Source organism: Amorphoplanes digitatis, from assembly GCF_014205335.1.
Classification (GTDB): domain Bacteria; phylum Actinomycetota; class Actinomycetes; order Mycobacteriales; family Micromonosporaceae; genus Actinoplanes; species Actinoplanes digitatus.
Genome location: NZ_JACHNH010000001.1, coordinates 6,997,270 through 7,017,764, shown reverse-complemented (window position 1 = coordinate 7,017,764; position 20,495 = coordinate 6,997,270). Strand labels below are relative to the sequence as shown.

Genomic DNA, 20,495 nt, shown 5'->3' with positions numbered 1-20,495 from the left:
ACCCGAACCCCCGGCCCGGGAACGGGCCGGGGGTGACGGACATCCACCGCACGATCGACGCGGTCTGGAAGCTCGAGTCGGCCCGGATCATCGCCGGGCTGATGCGGATCGTGCGGGACGTCGGCCTGGCCGAGGAGCTGGCGCAGGACGCGCTGGTCGCCGCCCTTGAGCAGTGGCCGGCCGAGGGTGTTCCGGACAATCCCGGTGCCTGGCTGACGGCGATCGCCAAGCGCCGGGCCGTCGACCACGTCCGCCGCGCCCGGCTGCACGAGCGCAAGGCCGAGGCGTACGCCCGGGAGCACGACCAGCCGCCGGAGCCGGAGCGGGACGACGTCCTGCGCCTGATGTTCATCTCCTGCCACCCGGTGCTGTCCACCGAGTCCCGGGTCGCGCTGACCCTTCGGGTGGTCGGCGGGCTCACCACCAGGGAGATCGCGCGCGCGTTCCTGGTGACCGAGCCGGTCGTCGCCGGGCGGATCGCGGCGGCGAAGCGCGCGCTGGCCGAGGCGGGGGTGCCGTTCGCCCTGCCGGAGGCGGGTGAGCTGGCCGGCCGGCTCTCCTCGGTGCTCGAGGTCGTCTACCTGATCTTCAACGAGGGCTACTCGGCGACCTCCGGCGACGACCTGATCCGCCCCGCGCTCTGCCTCGAGGCGCTCCGGCTCGGCCGGATGCTCGCCGAGCTGGCGCCGGGCCAGGCCGAGGTGCACGGCCTGGTCGCGCTCATGGAGATCCAGTCGTCGCGCGCGGCCGCGCGGACCGGGCCGGACGGCGAGCCGATCCAGCTCCACGACCAGAACCGCGGCCGCTGGGACCAGCTGCTCATCCGGCGCGGCTTCACGGCGCTGCTCCGGGCCCGCGAGATCGGCGGTACGCCGGGACCGTACGTGTTGCAGGCGGCGATCGCGGTGTGTCACGCACAGGCCCGTACGGCCGAGGAGACGGACTGGGTCCAGATCGCCGCCCTCTACGACGCGCTGGCCAGGCTGATGCCGACGCCGATCGTGCGGCTCAACCGGGCGGTGGCGGTCGGCCAGGCCCGCGGCCCGCAGGCAGGCCTTGATCTGGTCGACGCCCTGCGCGGGGACCCGGCGCTGCGGGACTACCACCTGCTGCCGGGTGTGCGGGGTGATCTGCTGCTGCGGCTGGGCCGGGAACCTGAGGCGCGCGCCGAGTTCGAGCGGGCCGCGGCGCTGACCGGCAACGCCGCGGAGAGCGCGTTCCTGCGCCGCCGAGCGGAGCGGATCGCCGTTCCCGAGGCGGTCGCCGTCACGCTGGGTGAGTCGGTTCGCGCCTTCCTGGGCCGCGAGGACCTGGGCGCCGAGACGTTGCGCTCCTACGGGCAGACCCTCGGGCGGCTGAGCCTCGCCCTGGGCGAGCGAGTGCCGCTGGCGTCGGTGACCGGGGAGCAGGTGGCCCTGGCCTGCACGACGCAGTGGGGCGGCACGGCCGCCGGGACCTGGAACCGTCATCTGTCCGCGATCCGCTCGTTCGCCGCCTGGGCTTCGGCGGACGACCTCACGGCGGGCCTGGCCCGGCGCGCCGAGGCCCGCACCCGCGCCGCCGAGCCGATCGGCGCGGGGGAGCTGGACCGGCTCTGGGCGCGCGCGGACCTGCCGCTGCGCGAACGAACCCTGTGGCGCCTGCTGCACGAGTCGGCGGCGGGTATCCGGGCGGTGCTGTCGCTAAACATCGAGGACCTGGACCTCGATGACCGCCGGGCCCGTTCGGGGTCCGCCTGGGTGACCTGGCGGGCCGCAACGGCCGGCCTGCTGGAGACCCTGGTGGCCGGCCGGTCCCAGGGCCCGGTCTTCCTCACCGACCGTCGACCAGGCCCGGCCCGGATGCCCGCCGCCGCCGATCGCTGCCCGGACACCGGCCGCGGCCGCCTCTCGTACGAGCGCGCCGAGTACCTCTTCAAACAGGCCACCACCGACCTGGACCCCACCGGCCGCGGCTACACGCTGCACCGCCTAAAGCCCCGCTAACCCAACCCAGCCCAACCCGCCCCGCGCCTCCCACGTCCGCCCCGCGCCGCACGCCCCGGCCGGCGCCGCCTACATCCCGGCTTGCACTGCACGTCCCGGCTTGCGCCGCCCACGTTCCGACCCGCGCTGCCTACGTCCCGGATTGCGCTGCTCGTCTCGGCTTGCGCCGCCCAGGTTTCGACCCGCGCTGCTCGTCTCAGCTTGCGCCGCCCACGTCTCGGCCCGCGCTGCCCACGTCTCGGCCCGCGCTGCTCGTCTCGGCCCGCGCTGCCTACATCCCGGCTTGCGCTGCTCGTGTCGGCTTGCGCCGCCCACGTCCCGGCCCGCGCTGCTCGTCCCAGCCCGCTCTGCTTACGTCCTGGCCTGCGCTGCGGGTCTGTACAACGAACGGCACCTCTCTGTGTCAAGGCGTCGGCAACAGAGAGGCTTCCAACTTGTTTGATTGGTGGCGGTGATCGCGGTCTGCAGCCATGATCACCGAGGCCGTGGCAGGGGTCGCTCGAGTTACACCTGCCGCCTGTGGGCTGGCTGCCGAACGGCATGCGTCCCGGCCACGGCCGCCGGCGAGAGTGGCTCGAGAGAGGTCTGTGAAACCTGAAGTTGGTCTGCCCTCCTCGCCGGATCCACCCCGTTCCGGCTCTCATGAGGAGACTGCGTGCCCTCCGCACCTGCATTGACGTCGAGCCAAGTGGTCATCGCGATCGATCCGCACAAGGCCTCCTGGACGGCGGTCGTGGTCGACGCCCGCCTGCAGGCCGTGGCTTCGATCCGCGTGCCGGTCAACCGCGATGGCTACCGGCAACTGCGGCGATTCTCCCGCCGCTGGCCGGATGCGAGCTGGGCGATCGAAGGCGCCGCAGGACTCGGCGCCCCGCTGACCACCCGGCTAGCCGCCGACGACGTCCACGTAGTCAACGTGCCCGCCAAGCTCGCCCGGCGGGTCCGGTTGCTGTCCACGGGCCACGGCCGCAAGACCGATGAAGCCGACGCCCTGTCGGTTGGCATCGCCGCACTGACCGCCACCCGCTTGAACACCGCGGTGATCGACGAAGCCCTGGCAGCGCTGCGAGCAGTGACCGAACACCGCGATGACCTGGTCCGCACCCGCACCCAAACCGTCAACCGCCTGCACGTCCTCCTGGCCCATCTCATCGCATCCGGCCTACCACGCAAGCTCACCGCCGAGGCCGCAGCCGCAGCGCTGCGCACCATCCGGCCCCGAACCCTGCTGGCCCGCACCGTGCGAAGGCTGGCAGTCGAACTGCTGGCCGAGCTGCGCCGGCTCGACCGGCGCATCACCGACGCCACCGCCGCCCTCGGCGCCGCGGTCGCCGCCAGCGGCACAACCCTGACCGAGCTACACGGCATCGGTGACGTCATGGCCGCCAAAATCCTTGCCCGGACCGGTCCCGTCAGCCGGTTCCGATCCGAGTCCGCGTTCGCGTCATTCTGCGGCGTGGCGCCGATAGAAGTCTCCTCCGGCGACGTCCAGCGGCATCGCCTCTCGCGAGCTGGCGACCGCCAGCTCAACTACGCGCTGCATGTCATGGCCATGACCCAACCCAGCGACCCACTCCGGGCAGGGACTACTACCAGCGCAAACGAGCCGCCGGGAAGACTCACAAGGAAGCCATGCGCTGCCTCAAGCGGCGGCTCGCCGACGTCGTCTTCCGAACCATGATCAAGGACACGGAAGCCTCTCTGTTGCCGACGCCTTGACACAGAGAGGTGCCGTTCGTTTGACAGTCCCTGCGCTGCTTACGTCCTGGCTTGCGTTGCTGCGGGGTGGGCTGATCGCCGCCGGAGTTCCCGCCCTGCACTGCCGTGAGTGCTGCACGAAGCGTGTGGATCGCCGGGGCCATCACCTCTGCCCCGGCCTCAGGCGCCGCCCGCGTGGGGGGAGTTCGGACCGTGAGCAGGTCGAGGACGCCACTGTTGCGGTTGATGACCCCGCCCTGCGTAAGGGGAGGGTCCGTGAATTGACCCCGCCCTCTGCGTGAGGGAAGCGCCCTCTGGGTGAGGGAAGCGCCCTCTGCGTGAGGGAAGTGGGTCCGTTCGGCTGTGGGTGTTAGCTGCGGGCGGCGAGGGCCTGCTGGTAGAGGCGGCCGGCGCGGTAGGAGGAGCGAACCAGCGGCCCGCTCATCACGCCTGCGAAGCCGATCTCCTCGGCCTCGTCGCGGAGCTCGACGAACTCCTCCGGCTTCACCCAGCGTTCCACCGGGTGGTGGCGCGGGGTCGGACGCAGGTACTGCGTGATCGTGATGAGTTCGCAGCCGGCCTCGTGCAGGTCGCGCAGGGCCTGGGAGACCTCGGTGCGCTCCTCGCCCATGCCGAGGATCAGGTTGCTCTTCGTCACCAGGCCGGCGGCGCGGGCCTGCGTGATTACGTCGAGGGAGCGCTCGTAGCGGAAGCCGGGGCGGATGCGCTTGAAGATGCGGGGGACGGTCTCCACGTTGTGGGCGAGCACCTCGGGTGCCGCGCCGAAGACCTCGGCGAGCTGCTCCGGTTCGGCGTTGAAGTCGGGGATGAGCAACTCGACGCCGCAGCCGGGCTGGAGCTTGTGGATCTGGCGGACCGTCTCCGCGTAGAGCCAGGCGCCGCCGTCGGGGAGGTCGTCGCGGGCCACGCCGGTGACCGTCGCGTATTTCAGGCCCATGGTCGCGACCGATTCGCCGACGCGGCGGGGCTCGTCGGCGTCGAACTCGGCCGGCTTGCCCGTGTCGATCTGGCAGAAGTCGCAGCGGCGGGTGCATTGATCGCCGCCGATCAGGAACGTCGCCTCGCGGTCTTCCCAGCATTCGTAGATGTTGGGGCAGCCGGCCTCCTGGCAGACCGTGTGGAGGCCCTCTTTCTGCACCAAACCACGCATATGCGTGTATTCGGGACCCATCTTGGCTTTGACTTTGATCCACGGCGGCTTGCGCTCGATAGGAGTCTCGGCGTTGCGCGCCTCGATGCGCAGCAGGCGGCGGCCCTCGGGAGCAATAGTCACAAGGCTGAGGTTACGCCGGTGACAAGATCAACCGTTGCAGGGGCGACGAGGCTCACGCGATGGATCCTGTGAGGGCCCTCACGCCACGGCGTAAATTTCGTTTGCGGGCCGATCCGGCGCTGTTAAGGTCGCGGCCACGGTGACGACGGAACCGAGTAACGCCCCGGTCCACCGGCCGAGAGAGCCATCGGCAGCTGTGAAGATGGCCCGGAGCCGGGGCGCGAAGACACTCCCGAGCCGAGTATGACAAGAGGCGCCCAGTAACTCGGGCGCGAAGGTGTGGTGGTACCGCGAGGATCCCGCTCGCCCACGCCTCCCTGGGGCCGCGTTGCAGTCACCGAGGAGGTAAAAGCCATGCAACGCATCCTCTCCACCCAACTGGCCCGGCACGCCGGCGAGACCGTCACGGTCGCCGGCTGGGTTCACCGCCGCCGGCTGCTCAAGTCGGTGGCCTTCCTGATCGTCCGGGACGCCGCCGGGCTCACCCAGGTCGTCGTGACCGAGCCCGAGTTGCGGGCCCGGATCGAGGAGCTGCCTGAGGAGTCGGTCGTCGAGCTGACCGGCACGGTCACCGCGAACGAGGCGGCGCCCGCCGGGGTCGAGCTGACCGGCGCGGAGCTCCGGGTGCTCAGCGCGGTCGGCGTACCGCTCCCCTTCGAGCTGCACCGGCCGGCGCTGACCGCGAGCATGCCCACCCAGCTCGACCATGCCGCGCTCGCGCTGCGGCACCCGGTGCGCGCCGCGGCGCTGCGGGTCGCGGCGGCCGCGTCCGCCGGCTTCCGGGCCGCGCTGGAGGAGCGCCGGTTCGTCGAGATCCACACGCCGAAGATCGTCGCGTCGGCGACGGAGTCCGGCGCGAACGTGTTCGCGCTCGACTACTTCGGCCGGCCCGCCTACCTGGCCCAGTCGCCGCAGTTCTACAAGCAGCTCATGGTCGGGGTCTTCGAGCGGGTCTACGAGGTCGGGCCGGTGTTCCGGGCCGAGCCGCACGACACGGCCCGGCACCTGGCGCAGTACACGTCGCTCGACGCCGAGCTGGGGTTCATCGCCGACCACCGGGACGTGATGGCCGTGCTCACCGACGTCGTCGCGGTCATGACGGCAACGGTCGCCGAGCGGACCGGCGTCGCGGTGCCCGAGGTGCCCGCGGAGATCCCGGCGCTGCACTTCGCGGAGGCGCTGCGGATCGCGGGGGCGCCGGCCGACGAGCCGGACCTGGCGCCGGCGCACGAGCGGGCGCTGGGTGAGTGGGCGCTGCGCGAGCACGGCTCGGAGTTCGTCTTCGTGACCGGGTACCCGATGCGCAAGCGGCCGTTCTACACGCACCCGCAGCCGTCCGACCCGGCCTGGTCGAACAGCTTCGACCTGCTCTTCCGCGGGCTCGAGCTGGTCACCGGCGGGCAGCGGCTGCACCGCTACGAGGACTACCGGGCGGCGCTGGCCGCGCGGGGCGAGACGACGGCGGCCTACGAGGGCTACCTCGACGCCTTCCGGTACGGCATGCCGCCGCACGGCGGCTTCGCCATCGGGCTGGAGCGTTTCGTGGCCCGGCTGACCGGCGTGGGCAACGTCCGCGAGGTCACGGCGTTCCCCCGCGACCTGCACAGAGTGACGCCGTGACGGCTCAGGCGATGACCGCGATGGTCACGCCGACCACGATGATCAGCGGGATGATCGTCGTGCTGATCAGGATCCACCACGCGACGGGGTGGCCGAAGTTCAGCACCAGCCCGCCGCCCTTCTTGGGCACGAAGACCCGCTTGTCGCGCGGGTCGCGGTAGAGGCTCACAGCAGCGTCGGCAGGTGGCGCTCGACGACCGGCATCAGGTCGGCGACCGTCACCTGCCGGCCCAGCTCGGCGGTCAGGGAGGTCACGCCCGCGTCGCGGATGCCGCAGGGCACGAAGCGGTCGAAGTTCGTCAGGTCGCAGTCGGCGTTGACGGCGAAGCCGTGCTGGGTGACGCCGCGGGCCACCCGGATCCCGATGGCCGCGACCTTGCGGTCGGGCCCGCGGTCGTCGGCGCGCACCCAGGCGCCGCTGCGGCCCTCGACCCGCCCGACGGTGACGCCGAAGTCCCCGCACACGTCGATGAGCAGCTGCTCGACGCGGCGCACGTAGGCGACCACGTCGATCGGGTCGGCGAGCTTGACGATCGGGTAGCCGACGAGCTGGCCCGGGCCGTGCCAGGTGATCTTGCCGCCGCGGTCGACGTCGACGACGGGCGTGCCGTCGAGCGGCCGGTCCAGCGGCTCGGTGCGCTTGCCGGCGGTGAAGACGCTGGGGTGCTCGAGCAGCAGGATGGTGTCCGGCTGGGTGCCCGCCACCACGGCCTCGTGCAGCCGGCGCTGCTCGTCCCAGGCCTCGCGGTAGTCGACCAGGCCCGGACGCAGGACCTGCAACGTGGAAGTCGTCACCGCTCCAGCCTATCCCTGGCGACCGGGTCGATCCCCGGGCGGATTCGCCACAGCAGCACGCCGCCGACGTGTTCCGGCTCGCCGAGCAGGTCGGTCGCGGTCATCTCCACCGCGGCCCGGAACAGCGGGCTGTGCGAGCCGGTGATCCGCTCCGGCAGGAAGACGGCCTGGACGTTCCAGTCCGCCAGGTCGGCGCGGGCCTGCGCGCGGTCGTGGTCGTCGAGCGGGGCGACGTAGCCGTACAGGGCCGCGCGGAAGAACAGCCAGTCGGTGTGCCGCTGGGTGGCGCCGATCTGGCCGGTGCCCTCCGGCCCACCGGGCCCGAGGAAGTAGCCGTCGGGGATGCGGAACTGCGCACCGCGCCGGGCCATCGTGTACGCCTGCCAGCGCTGCCCGTCCGCGGTGTCGGTGGTCGCGAACGGCAGGGTGGTCATCGTGCCGCCGTCGGTGACGTAGTCCTTCCAGATCCCGTCGGCGATGAACGGCGGCTCCGGCACCCGCTCGGTGGTGAGCAGCGGGAGCGGGACCAGGGGCACCAGCGCCACCGCGAAGCCGGCCGCCCAGAGCGTGTGCGAGCGCACCGTCTGCGCCGGATCGCTGAGCAGCCGGTCGGCGCTGAGCGCGAGGATGATGCCGACCACGCCGACCACCACGAGGGCGAAACGCCCGGGCAGCGCCGAGTCGAAGAGCGGCAGGTGTTGCAGGGCCGCGTACGGGAGCTTGATGCTCGTCGTGCCGGTGAAGAACTTGAGCTGCGGGCCGAGGGACAGCACCAGGAAGACCGCGCCGACGGTGTAGAGCGCGGCAAGGGTCTCGAACCGGCCCGGCGCCGCGTGCCGGCGCAACGTCACCAGCGACACGACGACCAGGATCAGCAGCGGGAGGCCGAAGTAGGACGTCTCCTCGGTCGGGTTCGGCGCCAGTTCGCTGCCCAGCCCCAGCCAGCCGGCGACCGAGCGGGTCGGATATTCGAAGTAGGCGCCGATGTCCTCGGCGTAGTGCGCCTGGTTGAAGCCGGTGCCGCTGAACGACTGCGGCCCGGCGAAGTGCATGAACAGCGGGTACGCGAGCAGCGCACCGGCGACCACCGCGGTGACGCCGAGCCCGGCGAGCACCGTCGGCAGCGCCCGGCGCGCCTCGGCGCGGCACTCCGGCTGCACCGAGCGGGTGATCAGGAAGAGGCCGCTGGCCAGGGCCGTGAAGAACAGGCCCTCAGCGGCGATGGAGAAGCCGACGGCCACCAGCAGGCCCAGGATGATGCCGTGCCGCAGCCAGCGCCCGCGCTCGGGCAGCTTGAGGACCCACCAGAGCACCAGCGGCGCGACCCAGCCCGCCGTCCAGTTCAGGTGGCCGTTGGCGTGCGAGATGAAGCCGGGCGCGAACCCGCAGAAGAACCCGCCGGCCGCCGCCGCGACCGCGTGCCGGACCAGGTAGCGGCGCAGGAAGAGGTACCAGGCGAACGCCGACCCGGCCAGGTTGAGCGTGAGGATCGCCGCGAAGCTGACCTGTGGCCCGGCCAGCACGGTCAGCGGCGAGAACAGCACGATGAAGACGGTGATGGACGTGTTGGCGGCCAGGTTGACGCCGAGCGGCGCGTTCATCATGTCGGTGAAGAACGGATCGGCGCCGTGCCCCAGCAGGTAGACGCCGTAGCCCAGCAGCCACTCGAAGAAGGCCTGGTCGCCGACGTTCTTGGTGAGCACGTGCCCGGCCGGGTCGCGCCACAGGCCGTTCGTCACCCAGGCCGCGAGGCCCAGCGCGGCGACGGCGACGACCAGGTGCTGGCGCCACGACCGGCGGCCGCCGGCGCGGGTCGTGGAGACGACCGGCGGATCGGCGGACTCTGAGGGGGCTGCGGCGACGACGGACACCAGCCGCAGGTTAGCAAAGCCCGGTTCCCGGCTCAGGCCACGGCGTTCGATTCCCGGTCGATCGCCGCGCGCAGCGCCACCTCGAGGGTCGGCTGGGCGAACACGAAGCCGGTCCGCTGGAGGACACCGGGCAGCACCCGTTGACTGCGCAGCGCCTCGTGCGCGAACTCGCCGAGCGCCACCTGGAGCGCGATACCCGGCACCTGGAGCACGGCCGGGCGGTTCAGCACCCGGCCCAGCACCCGGGTGAACGTGGCGTTGGTCACCGGCTCCGGGCCGACCATGTTGACCGGGCCGGCCAGGTCGTCGCGATCGAGCAGGAAGTCGGTGGCGCTGAGCCAGTCGTTCAGGCCGATCCAGGGCACCCACTGCCGGCCGCCGCCGAGCCGGGCGCCGACGCCCAGCCGGAAGGGCACCATCTGCGGCTTGAGCAGGCCGCCGCGGGAGTCCAGCGGCAGCCCGGTGCGCAGCAGCGCGACCCGGATGCCCGCGTCCTCGGCGGGCCGCACGGCCGCCTCCCAGACCCGGCACACGTCGGCGAGGAAGCCGCTGCCGGCCGGGGAGTCCTCGGTGACCTGGCGGTCCCCGGTGTCGCCGTACCAGCCGACGGCGGAGGACTGGAGCAGGACCCGCGGGCGGTCGGCGGCGGGCAGGCTCCGGACCGTCTGGGCGATCGTGCCGGCCGTGTCCACCCGGCTGCTCCGGATCAGGCCCTTGTAGCGGGCGTTCCAGCGCCGGTCGCCGACGCCCGCGCCGGCCAGGTTGATCACCGCGTCGGCGCCGGCGACGACGGCCGGGTCGAGCTGACCCGCCGACGGCTGCCAGGTCGCCTCACCGGGCTCCTGCGCGGGACGGCGGACGAGCAGGGTGAGGTCGTGGCCGGCGGCGCGCAGCCGGCCGGTGAGCCGGGTGCCGAGAAAACCGGACGCGCCGGCCAGGATGATCCGCATGCTTCCATCATTGCCCGAAGCTGATCCCGGTCAAAACAAAAACAGGGGGCGCTGGGCGCCCCCTGTCTCACGTTCCGTCCCGGATCAGGAGGACAGGCCGAGGTCTCCCTCGAACTGGCCGGCCTCCAGCCGGTCCTTCATCGTCACCAGGAAGCGGGCGGCGTCCGCGCCGTCCACGATCCGGTGGTCGTAGCTGAGCGCCAGGTAGATCATCGAGCGCGGCACGATCAGCTCGCCCAGGTTCGGGTCGTCGACGACCACCGCGCGCTTGACCACCGCGCCGGTGCCGAGGATGCCGACCTGCGGCTGGTTGATGATCGGGGTGTCGAAGAGCGCGCCCCGGCTGCCCGTGTTGGTCAGCGTGAAGGTGCCGCCGGACAGCTCGTCCGGGCTGATCTTGTTGTTGCGGGTGCGCTCCGCGACGTCGGCGATCCGCTTGGCCAGGCCGGCCAGGTTGAGGTCGCCGGCGTCCCGGATGACCGGGACGACCAGGCCCTTCGGGGTGTCCACCGCGATGCCGAGGTGCTCGCCGTCGTGGTAGGTGACCGTGCCGGCCTCCTGGTCGATCGACGAGTTGACCACCGGGTGCTCGCGCAGCGCCTCGACCGCGGCCAGCGCCAGGAACGGCAGGAACGTCAGCTTCGCGCCGTGCTTGGCCTGGAAGGCGACCTTGGCCTTGCCCCGCAGGGTGGCGACCTTGGTGATGTCGACCTCGACCACCGTGGTGAGCTGCGCCGAGACGTGCAGCGACTCCACCATGCGGCGGGCGATCGTCGCGCGGATCCGGGTCAGCTTCTCGGTGCGTCCCCGCAGCGGGCTCGGGGCCGCCTTGGCGGCGGGCGCCGGGGCCTCCTGGCGGGCCGGGGCGGCCTTCGCGGCGGCGGCCTTCTCGGCGGCCTCGATGACGTCCTGCTTGCGGATCCGGCCGCCGACGCCGGTGCCGGTGACCGACGAGAGGTCGACGCCCTTCTCGGCGGCGAGCTTGCGGACCAGCGGCGTCACGTAGCCGGCGTCGCCGGCGCCGTTGGAGCTGACCTTCTCGGCGGCCGGGGCGGCGGCCTGCGCCGGCGCCGGTGCCTCGGGCTCCGGCGCGGGCTTCGACTCGACCAGCGGCGCGGACTGCTGCTGCGGTGCCGGCTTCGGCGCGGGCTTCGGCTCGGCCTTCGGCTCGGGCTTGGCGGCCTGCTGCGGTGCCGGTGCGGCGGGCTTCGGCGCCTCGGCGGGCGCGCTGCCGGCGCTGCCGATGATGGCCAGGTCGGCGCCGACCTCGACGGTCTCGTCCTCGGGGACCTTGATCTCCAGGACGGTGCCGGCGACCGGCGACGGGATCTCGGTGTCGACCTTGTCGGTGGAGACCTCGAGCAGCGGCTCGTCGGCCTCGACCGTGTCACCGACCTGCTTGAGCCAGCGGGTGACGGTGCCCTCGGTGACGCTCTCGCCCAGCGCGGGCATCTTGACGGCGGTGCCCCCGCCGCCGCCCGTCTGCGCGGCGGCCTGCGGCGCCGGTGCCTCCTGCGCGACCGGCTGCTCGGTCGAGGGTGCCTCCTGCGCGGCCGGCTCGGGCTCGGCCTCCTCCTGCGCGGCCGCGGCGGGCGCGGGCGCGGCGGAGTCCTCGTCCTCGCCGTCGCCGGCGATGACCGCGAGCTCGCTGCCGACGTCCGCGGTCTCGTCCTCGGCCACGACGATGCGCGTGAGCACACCGGCGGCCGGCGACGGGATCTCGGTGTCGACCTTGTCAGTGGAGACCTCGAGCAGCGGCTCGTCGGCCTCGACCCGCTCGCCCTCCTGCTTGAGCCAGCGCGTGACGGTGCCCTCGGTGACGCTCTCACCCAGCCGGGGCATGGTGACCGATACCGGCATGTCTCAGAACTCCTTAACCGCTCTAACGGGTCGGATCAGTATCGAAATCAGGCGTGTGCGTGCAGCGGCTTGCCGGCCAGTGCGAGGAACGCCTCACCGAGCGCCTCGTTCTGGGTCGGGTGTGCGTGCACCAGCTGGGCGACCTCTTCCGGGAACGCCTCCCAGTTGTAGATCAGCTGAGCCTCGCCGACGAGCTCGCCCATCCGGGCACCGACCATGTGCACGCCGACGACCGGGCCGTCGTTGACCCGGACCAGCTTCACGAAGCCCTGCGTCTTGAGGATCTGGCTCTTGCCGTTGCCGCCGAGGTTGTAGCTGTACGACGTGACCTTGTCGGCGCCGTACTGCTCCTTGGCCTTGGCCTCGGTCAGGCCGACCGAGGCGACCTCGGGGTCCGAGTAGGTGACGCGGGGGATGCCGTTCTCGTCGATGACGGCCGGGTTCTTGCCCGCGATCTCCTCGGCCACGAAGATGCCCTGCTGGAAGCCGCGGTGCGCCAGCTGGAGGCCGGGCACGATGTCGCCGACCGCGTAGATGTTGCCGACGCCGGTGTGCATGCGCTCGTTGGTGATCACGAAGCCCCGGTCGAGGGTGATGCCCTGCTGCTCGTAGCCCAGGTCGCTGGTGGTCGGGCCGCGGCCGACCGCGACCAGCAGGATCTCGGCCTCGACGCTCTCGCCGCCGGCGAGGTAGGCCTTGACGCCGTTCTCGGTGTACTCGACCTTCTCGAACGGCTTGCCGACCTTGAAGTTGATCTTCCGCTTGCGGAAGGCGCGCTCGACCGCCTTCGAGATCTCCTCGTCCTCGGCGGCGACCAGCCGGGGCAGCGCCTCGAGAATCGTCACGTCGGCGCCGAAGGACTTCCAGACGCTGGCGAACTCGACGCCGATGACGCCGCCGCCGAGCACGATCGCGGAGGCCGGCACCCGGTCGAGGCGCAGGGCGTGCTCGCTGGTCAGCACGCGCTTGCCGTCGACCTCGAGGCCGGGCAGCGAGCGGGAATAGGAGCCGGTGGCGAGGATGATGTTGCGTCCGGTGTAGCGCGCGCCGTCGACCTCGACCGTGTCACGGGAGATCAGCTTGCCGGCGCCCTGGACCATTGTGATGTTCGGCTGCTTCATCAGGCCCTGCAGGCCCTTGTAGAGGCGGCCGACGACACCGTCCTTATAGGCGTTCACACCGGCCATGTCGATGCCGACCAGGTCGGCCTTGATGCCGAACTGCTCGCTCTCGCGGGTCTGGTCGGCGAGCTCGGCCGCGTGCAGCAGGGCCTTTGTCGGAATGCAGCCGCGGTGCAGGCAGGTTCCGCCCAGCTCCGCCTTGTCGATCAGGGCCACCGACAGGTTCAGCTCGGCCGCGCGCAGCGCGGCGGCATAGCCGCCGCTGCCGGCGCCGAGGATCACGATGTCGAAGGTTCCGCCCGGCTGGCTCACGTCTACTCCCGGATCGCGTTCGTCGCCACATGGGTCGCATGGTGGAAACGGTCACAGCTGTCCTGGCCATCTTGTCACTTACCGCGCCTGTCTATGTATCCAGGTGCCCAACGAGAGGGGCGCAGGACGTACCCTTGCGGCAATTGACGGTAAGGAGTGGGGCGTGGCGTGGTTCCGGCGACGCAAGGAGCCGATCCGTGGGGGCGGCCGTCCGGCGGATCGTGCCGATCTTGAGCATCTTGCGGAGTTTGTCCGATCCCGGCGTGGCGTCGAGGGCTACATCGAGCCCCGTACGACGGTGACCGAGACCACCGTGTTGCTCGTGGCACACGACGGCGAGTGGACCCGGCGGCGCGTGGACTCCCCGGAGACCGCCCGGCGCTTCGCGCACCAGCTCGCCATGCCCATCTACGACATCCGGCTGATGGGCTACCCCCAGCGGATGCGCGACTACAACGCACGCCAGAAACGCCGCCCGGCCTCCTGAGAGGGCACGGGCGGCGTTCCGGGGTTCAGCCGTTGGCGGCGATGTCGTCGATCAGGGTCAGCAGGGTGCGCACCGGCACGCCGGTGCCGCCCTTCGTCCAGTAACCGCTGGGCTCGCCCACGTGGTACGAGGGCCCGGCGATGTCGATGTGCGCCCACTCCACGCCGTCCGCCACGAACTCGCGCAGGAACACGCCGCCCTGCAACATGTGCCCGGCCCGGTCCATGCTCGCGTTGACCTGGCTGATGTCGGCGACCTCGGACTCCATGCCCTTGCGCACGTCGTCCGGCAGCGGCATCGGCCAGGCCGGCTCGCCGACCGAGTCGCCGGCCGCCTTGACCCGCTCGCAGGTCTCCGGCGAGCCCATCACGCCGGCGATGCGCTTGCCCAGCGCGACCACCTGGCCACCGGTCAGAGTGGACGTCTCGAAGACGTAGTCGGTGCCGTCGGCGCAGGCGCGGGCGATCGCGTCGGCGAGCACCATGCGGCCCTCGGCGTCGGTGTTGAGCACCTCGACCCGCTTGCCGTTGAACATCGTGATGACGTCGCCCGGCCGGTACGCCGTACCGGAGGGCATGTTCTCCGCCATGGCCAGGTACCCGGTGACCGCGACCGGCGGCCGGAGCGCGGCGACCGCCAGCATCGTGGCGCCGACGGCGGCGGCGCCGGCCATGTCGGACTTCATCTCCCACATGCCCGCGGCCGGCTTGATGCTGATGCCGCCGGTGTCGAAGGTGATGCCCTTGCCGACCAGCGCGACCCGCTTCGGGTTCGCCACGCCCTGCGGGGTGTATGTGAGCTTGACCAGCCGCGGCGGCGCCTCGGAGCCCTGGCCGACCGCGACGATGCCGCCGTAGCCGCCCGCCTTGAGCGCGTCGAAGTCCAGCACCTCGACCTCGAGGCCGGTGCCGTCCGCGGCGGCCGCGACGGCGTCGGCGAAGTCCGGCGGGCGCAGCTTGTTGGGCGCGGTGTTCACCCAGTCCCGGGTCTGCCGCACGACCTTGGAGACCACCTCGGCGCGCTCGACCTCGGCCCGGGCGGCCGAGTCGGCCGCGTCGGGCACGGTCACCTGGAGCGCCTTGACCGGGTCGCGCCGGGTCGGCTGCGGCTTGGTCTTGTAGCCGGCGAACCGGTACGACCCGAGCAGCGCACCCTCGAGGATCGCGCGCAGCACGCCGGGCGCGTCGGTGTCGTCGGGCACCGGCAGCGCCAGCGCGACGGTGGCGCTGCCGGCCAGCGCGCGCACCGCGGCGCCGGTGCCGCGGCGCAGGGTCTCCGTGGCGGGCGCCGAGCCGGTGGGCTCGTCGCCGAGGCCGACGGCGACGATCAGCGGCGCCGCGACCGTGCCGAGCGTGGCGAGCTTGATCACCTCGCCGGCGGTACCGGTCGCGCCGAGCAGGGTCAGCGTCGAGATCAGCTTTCCGTCGAACGCGGCGGCGATGCTCTCCGCGCCGGCGGCCGGCAGGACCGCGCCGCCCTCATCGGGCTGACTGTGCAGCCCGATGACGATCGCGTCGACGGCCAGTTCGGCCGGGTCGCTGTCGACCAGGCTGAGGGTGGGTGCGGGGTGGGTCACTCGGGCTCTCCGCGACGACTGGGGCCGGGAGCTCCCTCGTGGGACGCCCCGACGGGTGTGGTCACCCCGGCGCGGTTCGCGCCGGACGGTGTTGTCCCGCCGATGCTAACCAAGGTTAAGGCTGCGTGATCCTTCCGGCGCCCCCTCGTCGGCCTAATTCGCCTTCACGCCTGCGTCAACCGTCCGCGCACGGAGGGTAATCGGCGTTGCGAGATCATCCACCGGGGCTCACAATCCGGACGGCCCTCACATTTCGAAGGACGGCGATGACCAACCCCGACCCCGTACCGCCCACCGATTCCGGCCCGCCGCCCTGGCAGCCGCCACCCGCACCGCAGGGTTTCCCCCCGCCCAGCTTCGCCCCGGCCCCGCCGCCGCGGCAGAAGAAGTCCTTCCTGCCCTGGCTGATCGCGGGCGGTGTCGCCGTGGTGCTCCTGCTCTGCGGTGGCCTCGGCGTCGCGGTTACCGTCGCGGCCGACCGGATCGAGGCACAGGCGGATAAGCCCCTCTCCGCCTGGGAGGAGGAGCAGGCGCGCCGGGGAGAGCAGGACCCGATTCCCGGCTTCCCCCTGGAGCCGACCGAGGAGGCCGCACCGGCCGTGCCGCCGGTCGCGGCGGACTTCAAGCTCACGCCGAAGATCACCGGCCGGCAGTGCTTCGGCTCGGCCGGCTGCAACATCAAGTTCAAGGTGAAGATGGCCTACACCGGCCCGGCGCTGTCGGAGGACGACACTTGGGCCGTCACCTACGAGGTCTCCGGCGTCGAGGACGGGCCGATGATCGGCACGTTCGAGGTCAGCGGCGAGCGGTACAACGCGGACGAGGAGCTCACCCACACCTCCGGCCCGAAGAAGAAGCTCACGATCAAGGTGACCGACATCGAGCGGGTCGGGTTCTAGTGCGGATCTGCCGGTAGCTGTCGGCGGCGGCCGAGGCCACGGGTAAGTTGCCACTCATGTCTGCCGAGGCCGCCGCCCTGCTCCGTTCGCCCCTGCACGAGCGCCACGTCGCGCTCGGGGCCAAGTTCGCCGCCTTCGGCGGCTGGGAGATGCCGCTCGAGTACGCGGGCGGGGGTGTCCTGCGCGAGCACGCCGCCGTACGCGAGGCCGTCGGCGTCTTCGACGTGTCCCACCTCGGCAAGGCCCGGGTCACCGGTCCGGGCGCCGCGGACTTCGTCAACTCCTGCCTCAGCAACGACCTGGGCCGCATCGCCGCCGGCAAGGCGCAGTACACGCTCTGCTGCGACGACGCCTCCGGTGGCGTGGTCGACGACCTGATCGCGTACCTGATCGGGCCGGACGAGGTCTTCCTGATCCCGAACGCCGCCAACACCGCCGAGGTCGTGCGCCGGCTGGCCGCCGCCGCGCCCGAGGGCATCACCGTCACCGACGAGCACCGCAGCTTCGCCGTCCTCGCGGTGCAGGGCCCGCTGTCGGCCGAGACCGTCACCGGGCTGGGGCTGCCCACCGAGCACGACTACATGTCGTTCAACCCGGCGCGGATCGGCGGCGTCGACCTGATCGTCTGCCGCACCGGCTACACCGGGGAGCACGGCTACGAGCTGGTCGTGCCGTGGGACGACGCCGTCACCGTCTGGGACACGCTCGTCGCGGCCGGCGTCCGCCCGTGCGGGCTCGGCGCGCGCGACACGCTGCGCACCGAGATGGGCTACCCGCTGCACGGCCAGGAGCTCTCCCTGGAGATCACCCCGGTGCAGGCCCGCTCCGGCTGGGCGGTCGGCTGGTCAAAGCCCGCGTTCTGGGGCCGCGACGCGCTGCTCGCCGAGAAGGCGGCCGGCCCGCGGCGGCTGCTGCGCGGCCTCGAGCTCACCGGTCGCGGCATCCCGCGCTGTCACATGCCCGTGTACGCGGGGGAGACGCAGGTCGGCGAGATCACCAGTGGCACCTTTTCGCCGACGAAGAAGGTGGGCATCGCGCTGGCCCTGCTCGACAGCGCCGCCGGGCTCGGCGACGGCGACCTCGTCGAGATCGACATCCGGGGCCGCCGCACCGAGGCGCGGATCGTCAAGCCGCCGTTCGTCGAGACCTCGGTGCGCTGATGCCCGTCACCTGGCAGGAGGTGCGGGAATGGGTCCTCGCGCTGCCCGGCGGCCGCGAGTCCTTCGTGGAGCAGTGGGGCGACTGGACCCTGCGGTACGGCGAGAAGATGTTCGTCGTCGGCGGCCCCGACTACGACACCGTCTCGGTGAAGGCGTCCAAGGAGGAGCAGGCCGAGCTGGTCTCCGGTGCGCCGGAGACGTACTCGCCGGCGCCGTACGTCGGCCGGTACGGCTGGGTGCGGGTGGTGCTCGCCGAGGCCGACGCGGGCGAGCTGCGCCAGGTCGTCACCGAGGCGTGGCGCCGGACCGCGCCGAAGAAGGTAGTCCGGGATTACGACTCAGCCCAGGGCCAGGCCGACCAGGGCTAGCGTCGTGGTCGTCTCGACGCAGGCGCCCAGCACGTCGCCCGTGATGCCGCCGAACCGGCGTACCGCGTGGCGCAGCAGCAGGAACACGACGAGCAGGGCGGCGGCGACGGCGGCCGGACCCTGCCAGGGACGGCCCGGCACCGCGAACACCGCCGCGGCCGCCACCAGGGCCGCGGCCCCGGCGACCACCGGCACCGGCACTGTCGACGCGACGAGCGCGCCGAGGCCCTCCGGGCGCGCGGCGCCGACGCCCCGCCGGCAGGCGACCGTGACGCCGAGCCGCCCGGTCGCGTAGGCCACCACGATCGCCACCGGCCCGACCTCGGTCAGCGCGGCGGCCTGGATCAGCAGGGCCAGGGCGATCGCGGCGACGCCGAACGGCCCGATGTCGGGCTTCTTCATGATCTCGAGGGCCCGCTCGCGGTCGCGGTAGGAGCCGAGGGCGTCGACCGTGTCCGCGAGGCCGTCCAGGTGCAGGCCCCGGGTGAGCAGCGCGCCCGCGGCGACGGTGACCGTCGCGGCGACCGGTCCCTGGCCGAGCAGCACGAAGACGCCGGCCAGCACCGCGCCGAGCAGCGCGCCGACGAGCGGCGCGAGGCTCATCGCGACGGCGGCCGTGCGACGGTCGATCCGGCCGGCCCGGACCGGCAGGACCGTCAGCGTGGTGAGCGCCAGGCGCAGACCGTCAAACAACGGCCGCGCCGGGCTCGGCCTCGTCCGGCTCGAGGCCCGCGTCGCCGTGCCCGGCCAGCAGCGCCGGATGCACCGGCAGCGCGCCGGCGAGGGCGATCGCGGCGCGCAGCAGCGGCAGCGCGGCCAGAGCGTTCGCGCCCTCGCCGAGGTCGAGGCGCAGCTCCATGACCGGGGTCAGGCCCAGCACGTCGGCGCCCTGCCGGACGAGCTGATGGGTGCCCGCGTCGGCGAGCAGGCACCAGTGCCGGGCCTGGCTGGCGATGTCCCGGGCGATCAGCCCGGCCGCGATGCCCAGCGGGCCGTCCACCAGCACCGGCATCCGCCGGGACGCCGCGCCGAGCAGCGCGCCCGTCGCGACGGCCAGGTCGGCGCCGCCGAGCTGGGCCAGGATGTCCTTCGCGCCGCGCGGGTCCTGCCGGATGCGGTGCATGGCGTCGCGCACCGCGGCGCACCGCAGCATCCAGGCGTCGTCGTCGTAGCGGCCGCCGGGCGCCAGCACCCGGGGCAGCAGCGCGACCGGCTCGGCGCCGGTGGTCGCGGCGAGCACGGCCGTCGCGGCGGCCTCCGTCCCGGTGCCGCAGGAGCCGAGGATCAGCACGTCCCGGCCCTCGTCGGCGGCGGCGTCGGCGAGCTCCCAGCCCTGCCGCAGCGCATCGTCGACGGCCTCGGCGTCGAGCACCGGGCCGTCCTCCATGGCGCCCGCCGCCGCGGTGCGCACCACCACGATGTCGGCGCCGGCGGTCGTGGCAAGTGCGGCGAGGGCGCCCTCGCCGGCCTCGGCCTGCGCGGCCCGGCGCTCGGAATCCGGCACGTCGGCGCCCGCGGCCGCGCCGCCGGCGCGCCGGCCGTCGATCAGCAGGACGCGGGCCGGTCCCCACGGGCGCGGCACGGCGCTCGCCTGGGTCGCGGCGGCGAACTCGACCGCCTCGACCAGCGCGCCGAGGCCCGCGCCGGGCAGGTCCACGCGTTCGAGGCGGTCGCGCGCGTCGGGGCCGGCGTCACCGTCCGGCAGGGGCATGTCCATGCCGGGCGCGATGACCACGCCGTCACCGGTGCGGGGGTGCGCCGCGGCGGGCGTCGACGGCGGCGGCGCGGCCGGTGCCATCGCGGCGTGCATCGCCGCCGCGTCGAGCCCCGGCGCCTCAACGACGACCGTCTGCCGCGGCGCGGGCGGGGCCGTCACCGGCGTGTCCGCCCGCTCCGCCGCGCCGTTCTCGGCCTCCAGGTCCGTGGTGATCCCCGGCGCGTCCGGCCCGGACTTCAGCCACGTCGGGCGGCCCGCCACCACGAACGCCACCCGGTCGCACGCGCCGGCGAGCTCCTGGTTGGCCGTGCCGAGCGCGTCCGCGAACGCCCGCCCGACCGGCGTGGCCGGCACCAGCGACAGGCCGACCTCCGGGCTGACCAGCACCACGCGGGCGGCGCACGCCCGGACCGCGTCGGCGAGCGCGGTCACCGTCGCCAGGTCGTCGTTCGGCTGCCGGGCCGGGTCGAGCAGCGCCGCGACCCAGCCGCCCAGGTCGTCAACGAGCAGGGTGTCGTCGGGCTTGGCCTCGGCGAGCACGGCGGTCAGGCCCGCGGGGTCCGCGCCGGTCTCCTCGGTGGTCCAGGACTGCGGCCGGCGGCGCTGATGCGCCTCGATCCGGGCGCGCCACTCCGGGTCGTCCTCGCCGCCGACGGCCGTCGCGACATAGCGGACCGACGCGGCACCCGCGACCAGCGCCTCGGCGAACGCGGACTTGCCGGACCGGATCCCGCCGAGTACCAGGATCGAACGCCACCCGTCAGCAGACATGCCCCGTACTT

General features: G+C 72.9%; 17 protein-coding genes. 7 read left to right on the top strand and 10 right to left on the bottom strand.

Annotation, left to right across the window (positions count from 1 at the left end; translation table 11 throughout):
• Positions 1 to 32: 32 nt before the first annotated feature.
• On the top strand, positions 33 to 1,985 hold the full coding sequence (locus BJ971_RS42350; RefSeq protein WP_307837377.1) for an RNA polymerase sigma factor: 1,953 nt from the start codon (positions 33 to 35) through the stop codon (positions 1,983 to 1,985).
• A 655-nt stretch (positions 1,986 to 2,640) separates the two neighbouring features.
• A complete protein-coding gene (locus BJ971_RS30660; RefSeq protein ID WP_203709251.1) occupies positions 2,641 to 3,666 on the top strand; it encodes an IS110 family RNA-guided transposase in 1,026 nt (341 codons plus the stop codon).
• Between the two features lie 387 nt (positions 3,667 to 4,053).
• Here BJ971_RS30660 and lipA read toward each other — a convergent pair whose 3' ends face one another.
• Positions 4,054 to 4,977, bottom strand: coding sequence for a lipoyl synthase (gene lipA / locus BJ971_RS30655; RefSeq protein ID WP_184996634.1), 924 nt, complete (start codon positions 4,975 to 4,977; stop codon positions 4,054 to 4,056).
• A 354-nt stretch (positions 4,978 to 5,331) separates the two neighbouring features.
• On the opposite strand from lipA, the gene aspS reads away from it, so the two are divergent.
• Positions 5,332 to 6,597 (top strand): aspartate--tRNA(Asn) ligase, encoded by a 1,266-nt coding sequence (aspS, locus tag BJ971_RS30650; protein WP_184996633.1) that lies wholly within the window; start codon positions 5,332 to 5,334, stop codon positions 6,595 to 6,597.
• A 4-nt stretch (positions 6,598 to 6,601) separates the two neighbouring features.
• Here the strand turns inward: aspS and BJ971_RS30645 are convergent, their stop codons facing one another.
• From BJ971_RS30645 to lpdA, 6 genes are all read right to left on the bottom strand, one after another.
• A complete protein-coding gene (locus tag BJ971_RS30645) occupies positions 6,602 to 6,766 on the bottom strand; it encodes a peptide ABC transporter substrate-binding protein (protein WP_184996632.1) in 165 nt (54 codons plus the stop codon).
• The gene (gene lipB / locus BJ971_RS30640) at positions 6,763 to 7,392 is read right to left on the bottom strand and encodes a lipoyl(octanoyl) transferase LipB (protein WP_184996631.1); all 630 of its coding nucleotides are present in this window, start codon (positions 7,390 to 7,392) and stop codon (positions 6,763 to 6,765) included. Before lipB ends, BJ971_RS30645 begins: the two co-directional genes overlap by 4 nt.
• Positions 7,389 to 9,263: a DUF6311 domain-containing protein gene (locus tag BJ971_RS30635; protein WP_377885450.1), complete on the bottom strand. Its 1,875-nt coding sequence runs from the start codon at positions 9,261 to 9,263 to the stop codon at positions 7,389 to 7,391. The genes lipB and BJ971_RS30635 overlap by 4 nt, the downstream gene beginning before the upstream one ends.
• 32 nt (positions 9,264 to 9,295) lie before the next feature.
• Positions 9,296 to 10,213: a TIGR01777 family oxidoreductase gene (locus tag BJ971_RS30630; protein WP_184996630.1), complete on the bottom strand. Its 918-nt coding sequence runs from the start codon at positions 10,211 to 10,213 to the stop codon at positions 9,296 to 9,298.
• An 84-nt stretch (positions 10,214 to 10,297) separates the two neighbouring features.
• Positions 10,298 to 12,073, bottom strand: a complete 1,776-nt coding sequence (gene sucB / locus BJ971_RS30625; protein ID WP_184996629.1) for a 2-oxoglutarate dehydrogenase, E2 component, dihydrolipoamide succinyltransferase — start codon at positions 12,071 to 12,073, stop codon at positions 10,298 to 10,300.
• A gap of 47 nt (positions 12,074 to 12,120) precedes the next feature.
• Positions 12,121 to 13,506: a dihydrolipoyl dehydrogenase gene (lpdA, locus tag BJ971_RS30620; protein WP_184996628.1), complete on the bottom strand. Its 1,386-nt coding sequence runs from the start codon at positions 13,504 to 13,506 to the stop codon at positions 12,121 to 12,123.
• 103 nt (positions 13,507 to 13,609) lie between these two features.
• Between lpdA and BJ971_RS30615 the strand changes: the two genes are divergently transcribed.
• Positions 13,610 to 13,993, top strand: coding sequence for a hypothetical protein (locus BJ971_RS30615; protein ID WP_377885451.1), 384 nt, complete (start codon positions 13,610 to 13,612; stop codon positions 13,991 to 13,993).
• A 25-nt stretch (positions 13,994 to 14,018) separates the two neighbouring features.
• Here BJ971_RS30615 and BJ971_RS30610 read toward each other — a convergent pair whose 3' ends face one another.
• Positions 14,019 to 15,569, bottom strand: a complete 1,551-nt coding sequence (locus tag BJ971_RS30610) for a leucyl aminopeptidase (protein WP_184996626.1) — start codon at positions 15,567 to 15,569, stop codon at positions 14,019 to 14,021.
• 266 nt (positions 15,570 to 15,835) lie between these two features.
• Between BJ971_RS30610 and BJ971_RS30605 the strand changes: the two genes are divergently transcribed.
• The 3 genes from BJ971_RS30605 to BJ971_RS30595 are packed head-to-tail and all read left to right on the top strand — an operon-like array spanning position 15,836 to position 17,996.
• Positions 15,836 to 16,468, top strand: coding sequence for a hypothetical protein (locus tag BJ971_RS30605; protein ID WP_184996625.1), 633 nt, complete (start codon positions 15,836 to 15,838; stop codon positions 16,466 to 16,468).
• 56 nt (positions 16,469 to 16,524) lie between these two features.
• Complete coding sequence (gene gcvT / locus BJ971_RS30600) at positions 16,525 to 17,628, top strand: glycine cleavage system aminomethyltransferase GcvT (protein ID WP_184996624.1); 1,104 nt, start codon at positions 16,525 to 16,527, stop codon at positions 17,626 to 17,628.
• On the top strand, positions 17,628 to 17,996 hold the full coding sequence (locus tag BJ971_RS30595; RefSeq protein ID WP_184996623.1) for an MmcQ/YjbR family DNA-binding protein: 369 nt from the start codon (positions 17,628 to 17,630) through the stop codon (positions 17,994 to 17,996). Before gcvT ends, BJ971_RS30595 begins: the two co-directional genes overlap by 1 nt.
• Here the strand turns inward: BJ971_RS30595 and cobS are convergent.
• A complete protein-coding gene (cobS, locus tag BJ971_RS30590; RefSeq protein WP_184996622.1) occupies positions 17,967 to 18,689 on the bottom strand; it encodes an adenosylcobinamide-GDP ribazoletransferase in 723 nt (240 codons plus the stop codon). The genes BJ971_RS30595 and cobS overlap by 30 nt on opposite strands.
• Complete coding sequence (locus tag BJ971_RS30585; RefSeq protein ID WP_184996621.1) at positions 18,682 to 20,484, bottom strand: bifunctional adenosylcobinamide kinase/adenosylcobinamide-phosphate guanylyltransferase; 1,803 nt, start codon at positions 20,482 to 20,484, stop codon at positions 18,682 to 18,684. Before BJ971_RS30585 ends, cobS begins: the two co-directional genes overlap by 8 nt.
• Positions 20,485 to 20,495: the final 11 nt, after the last annotated feature.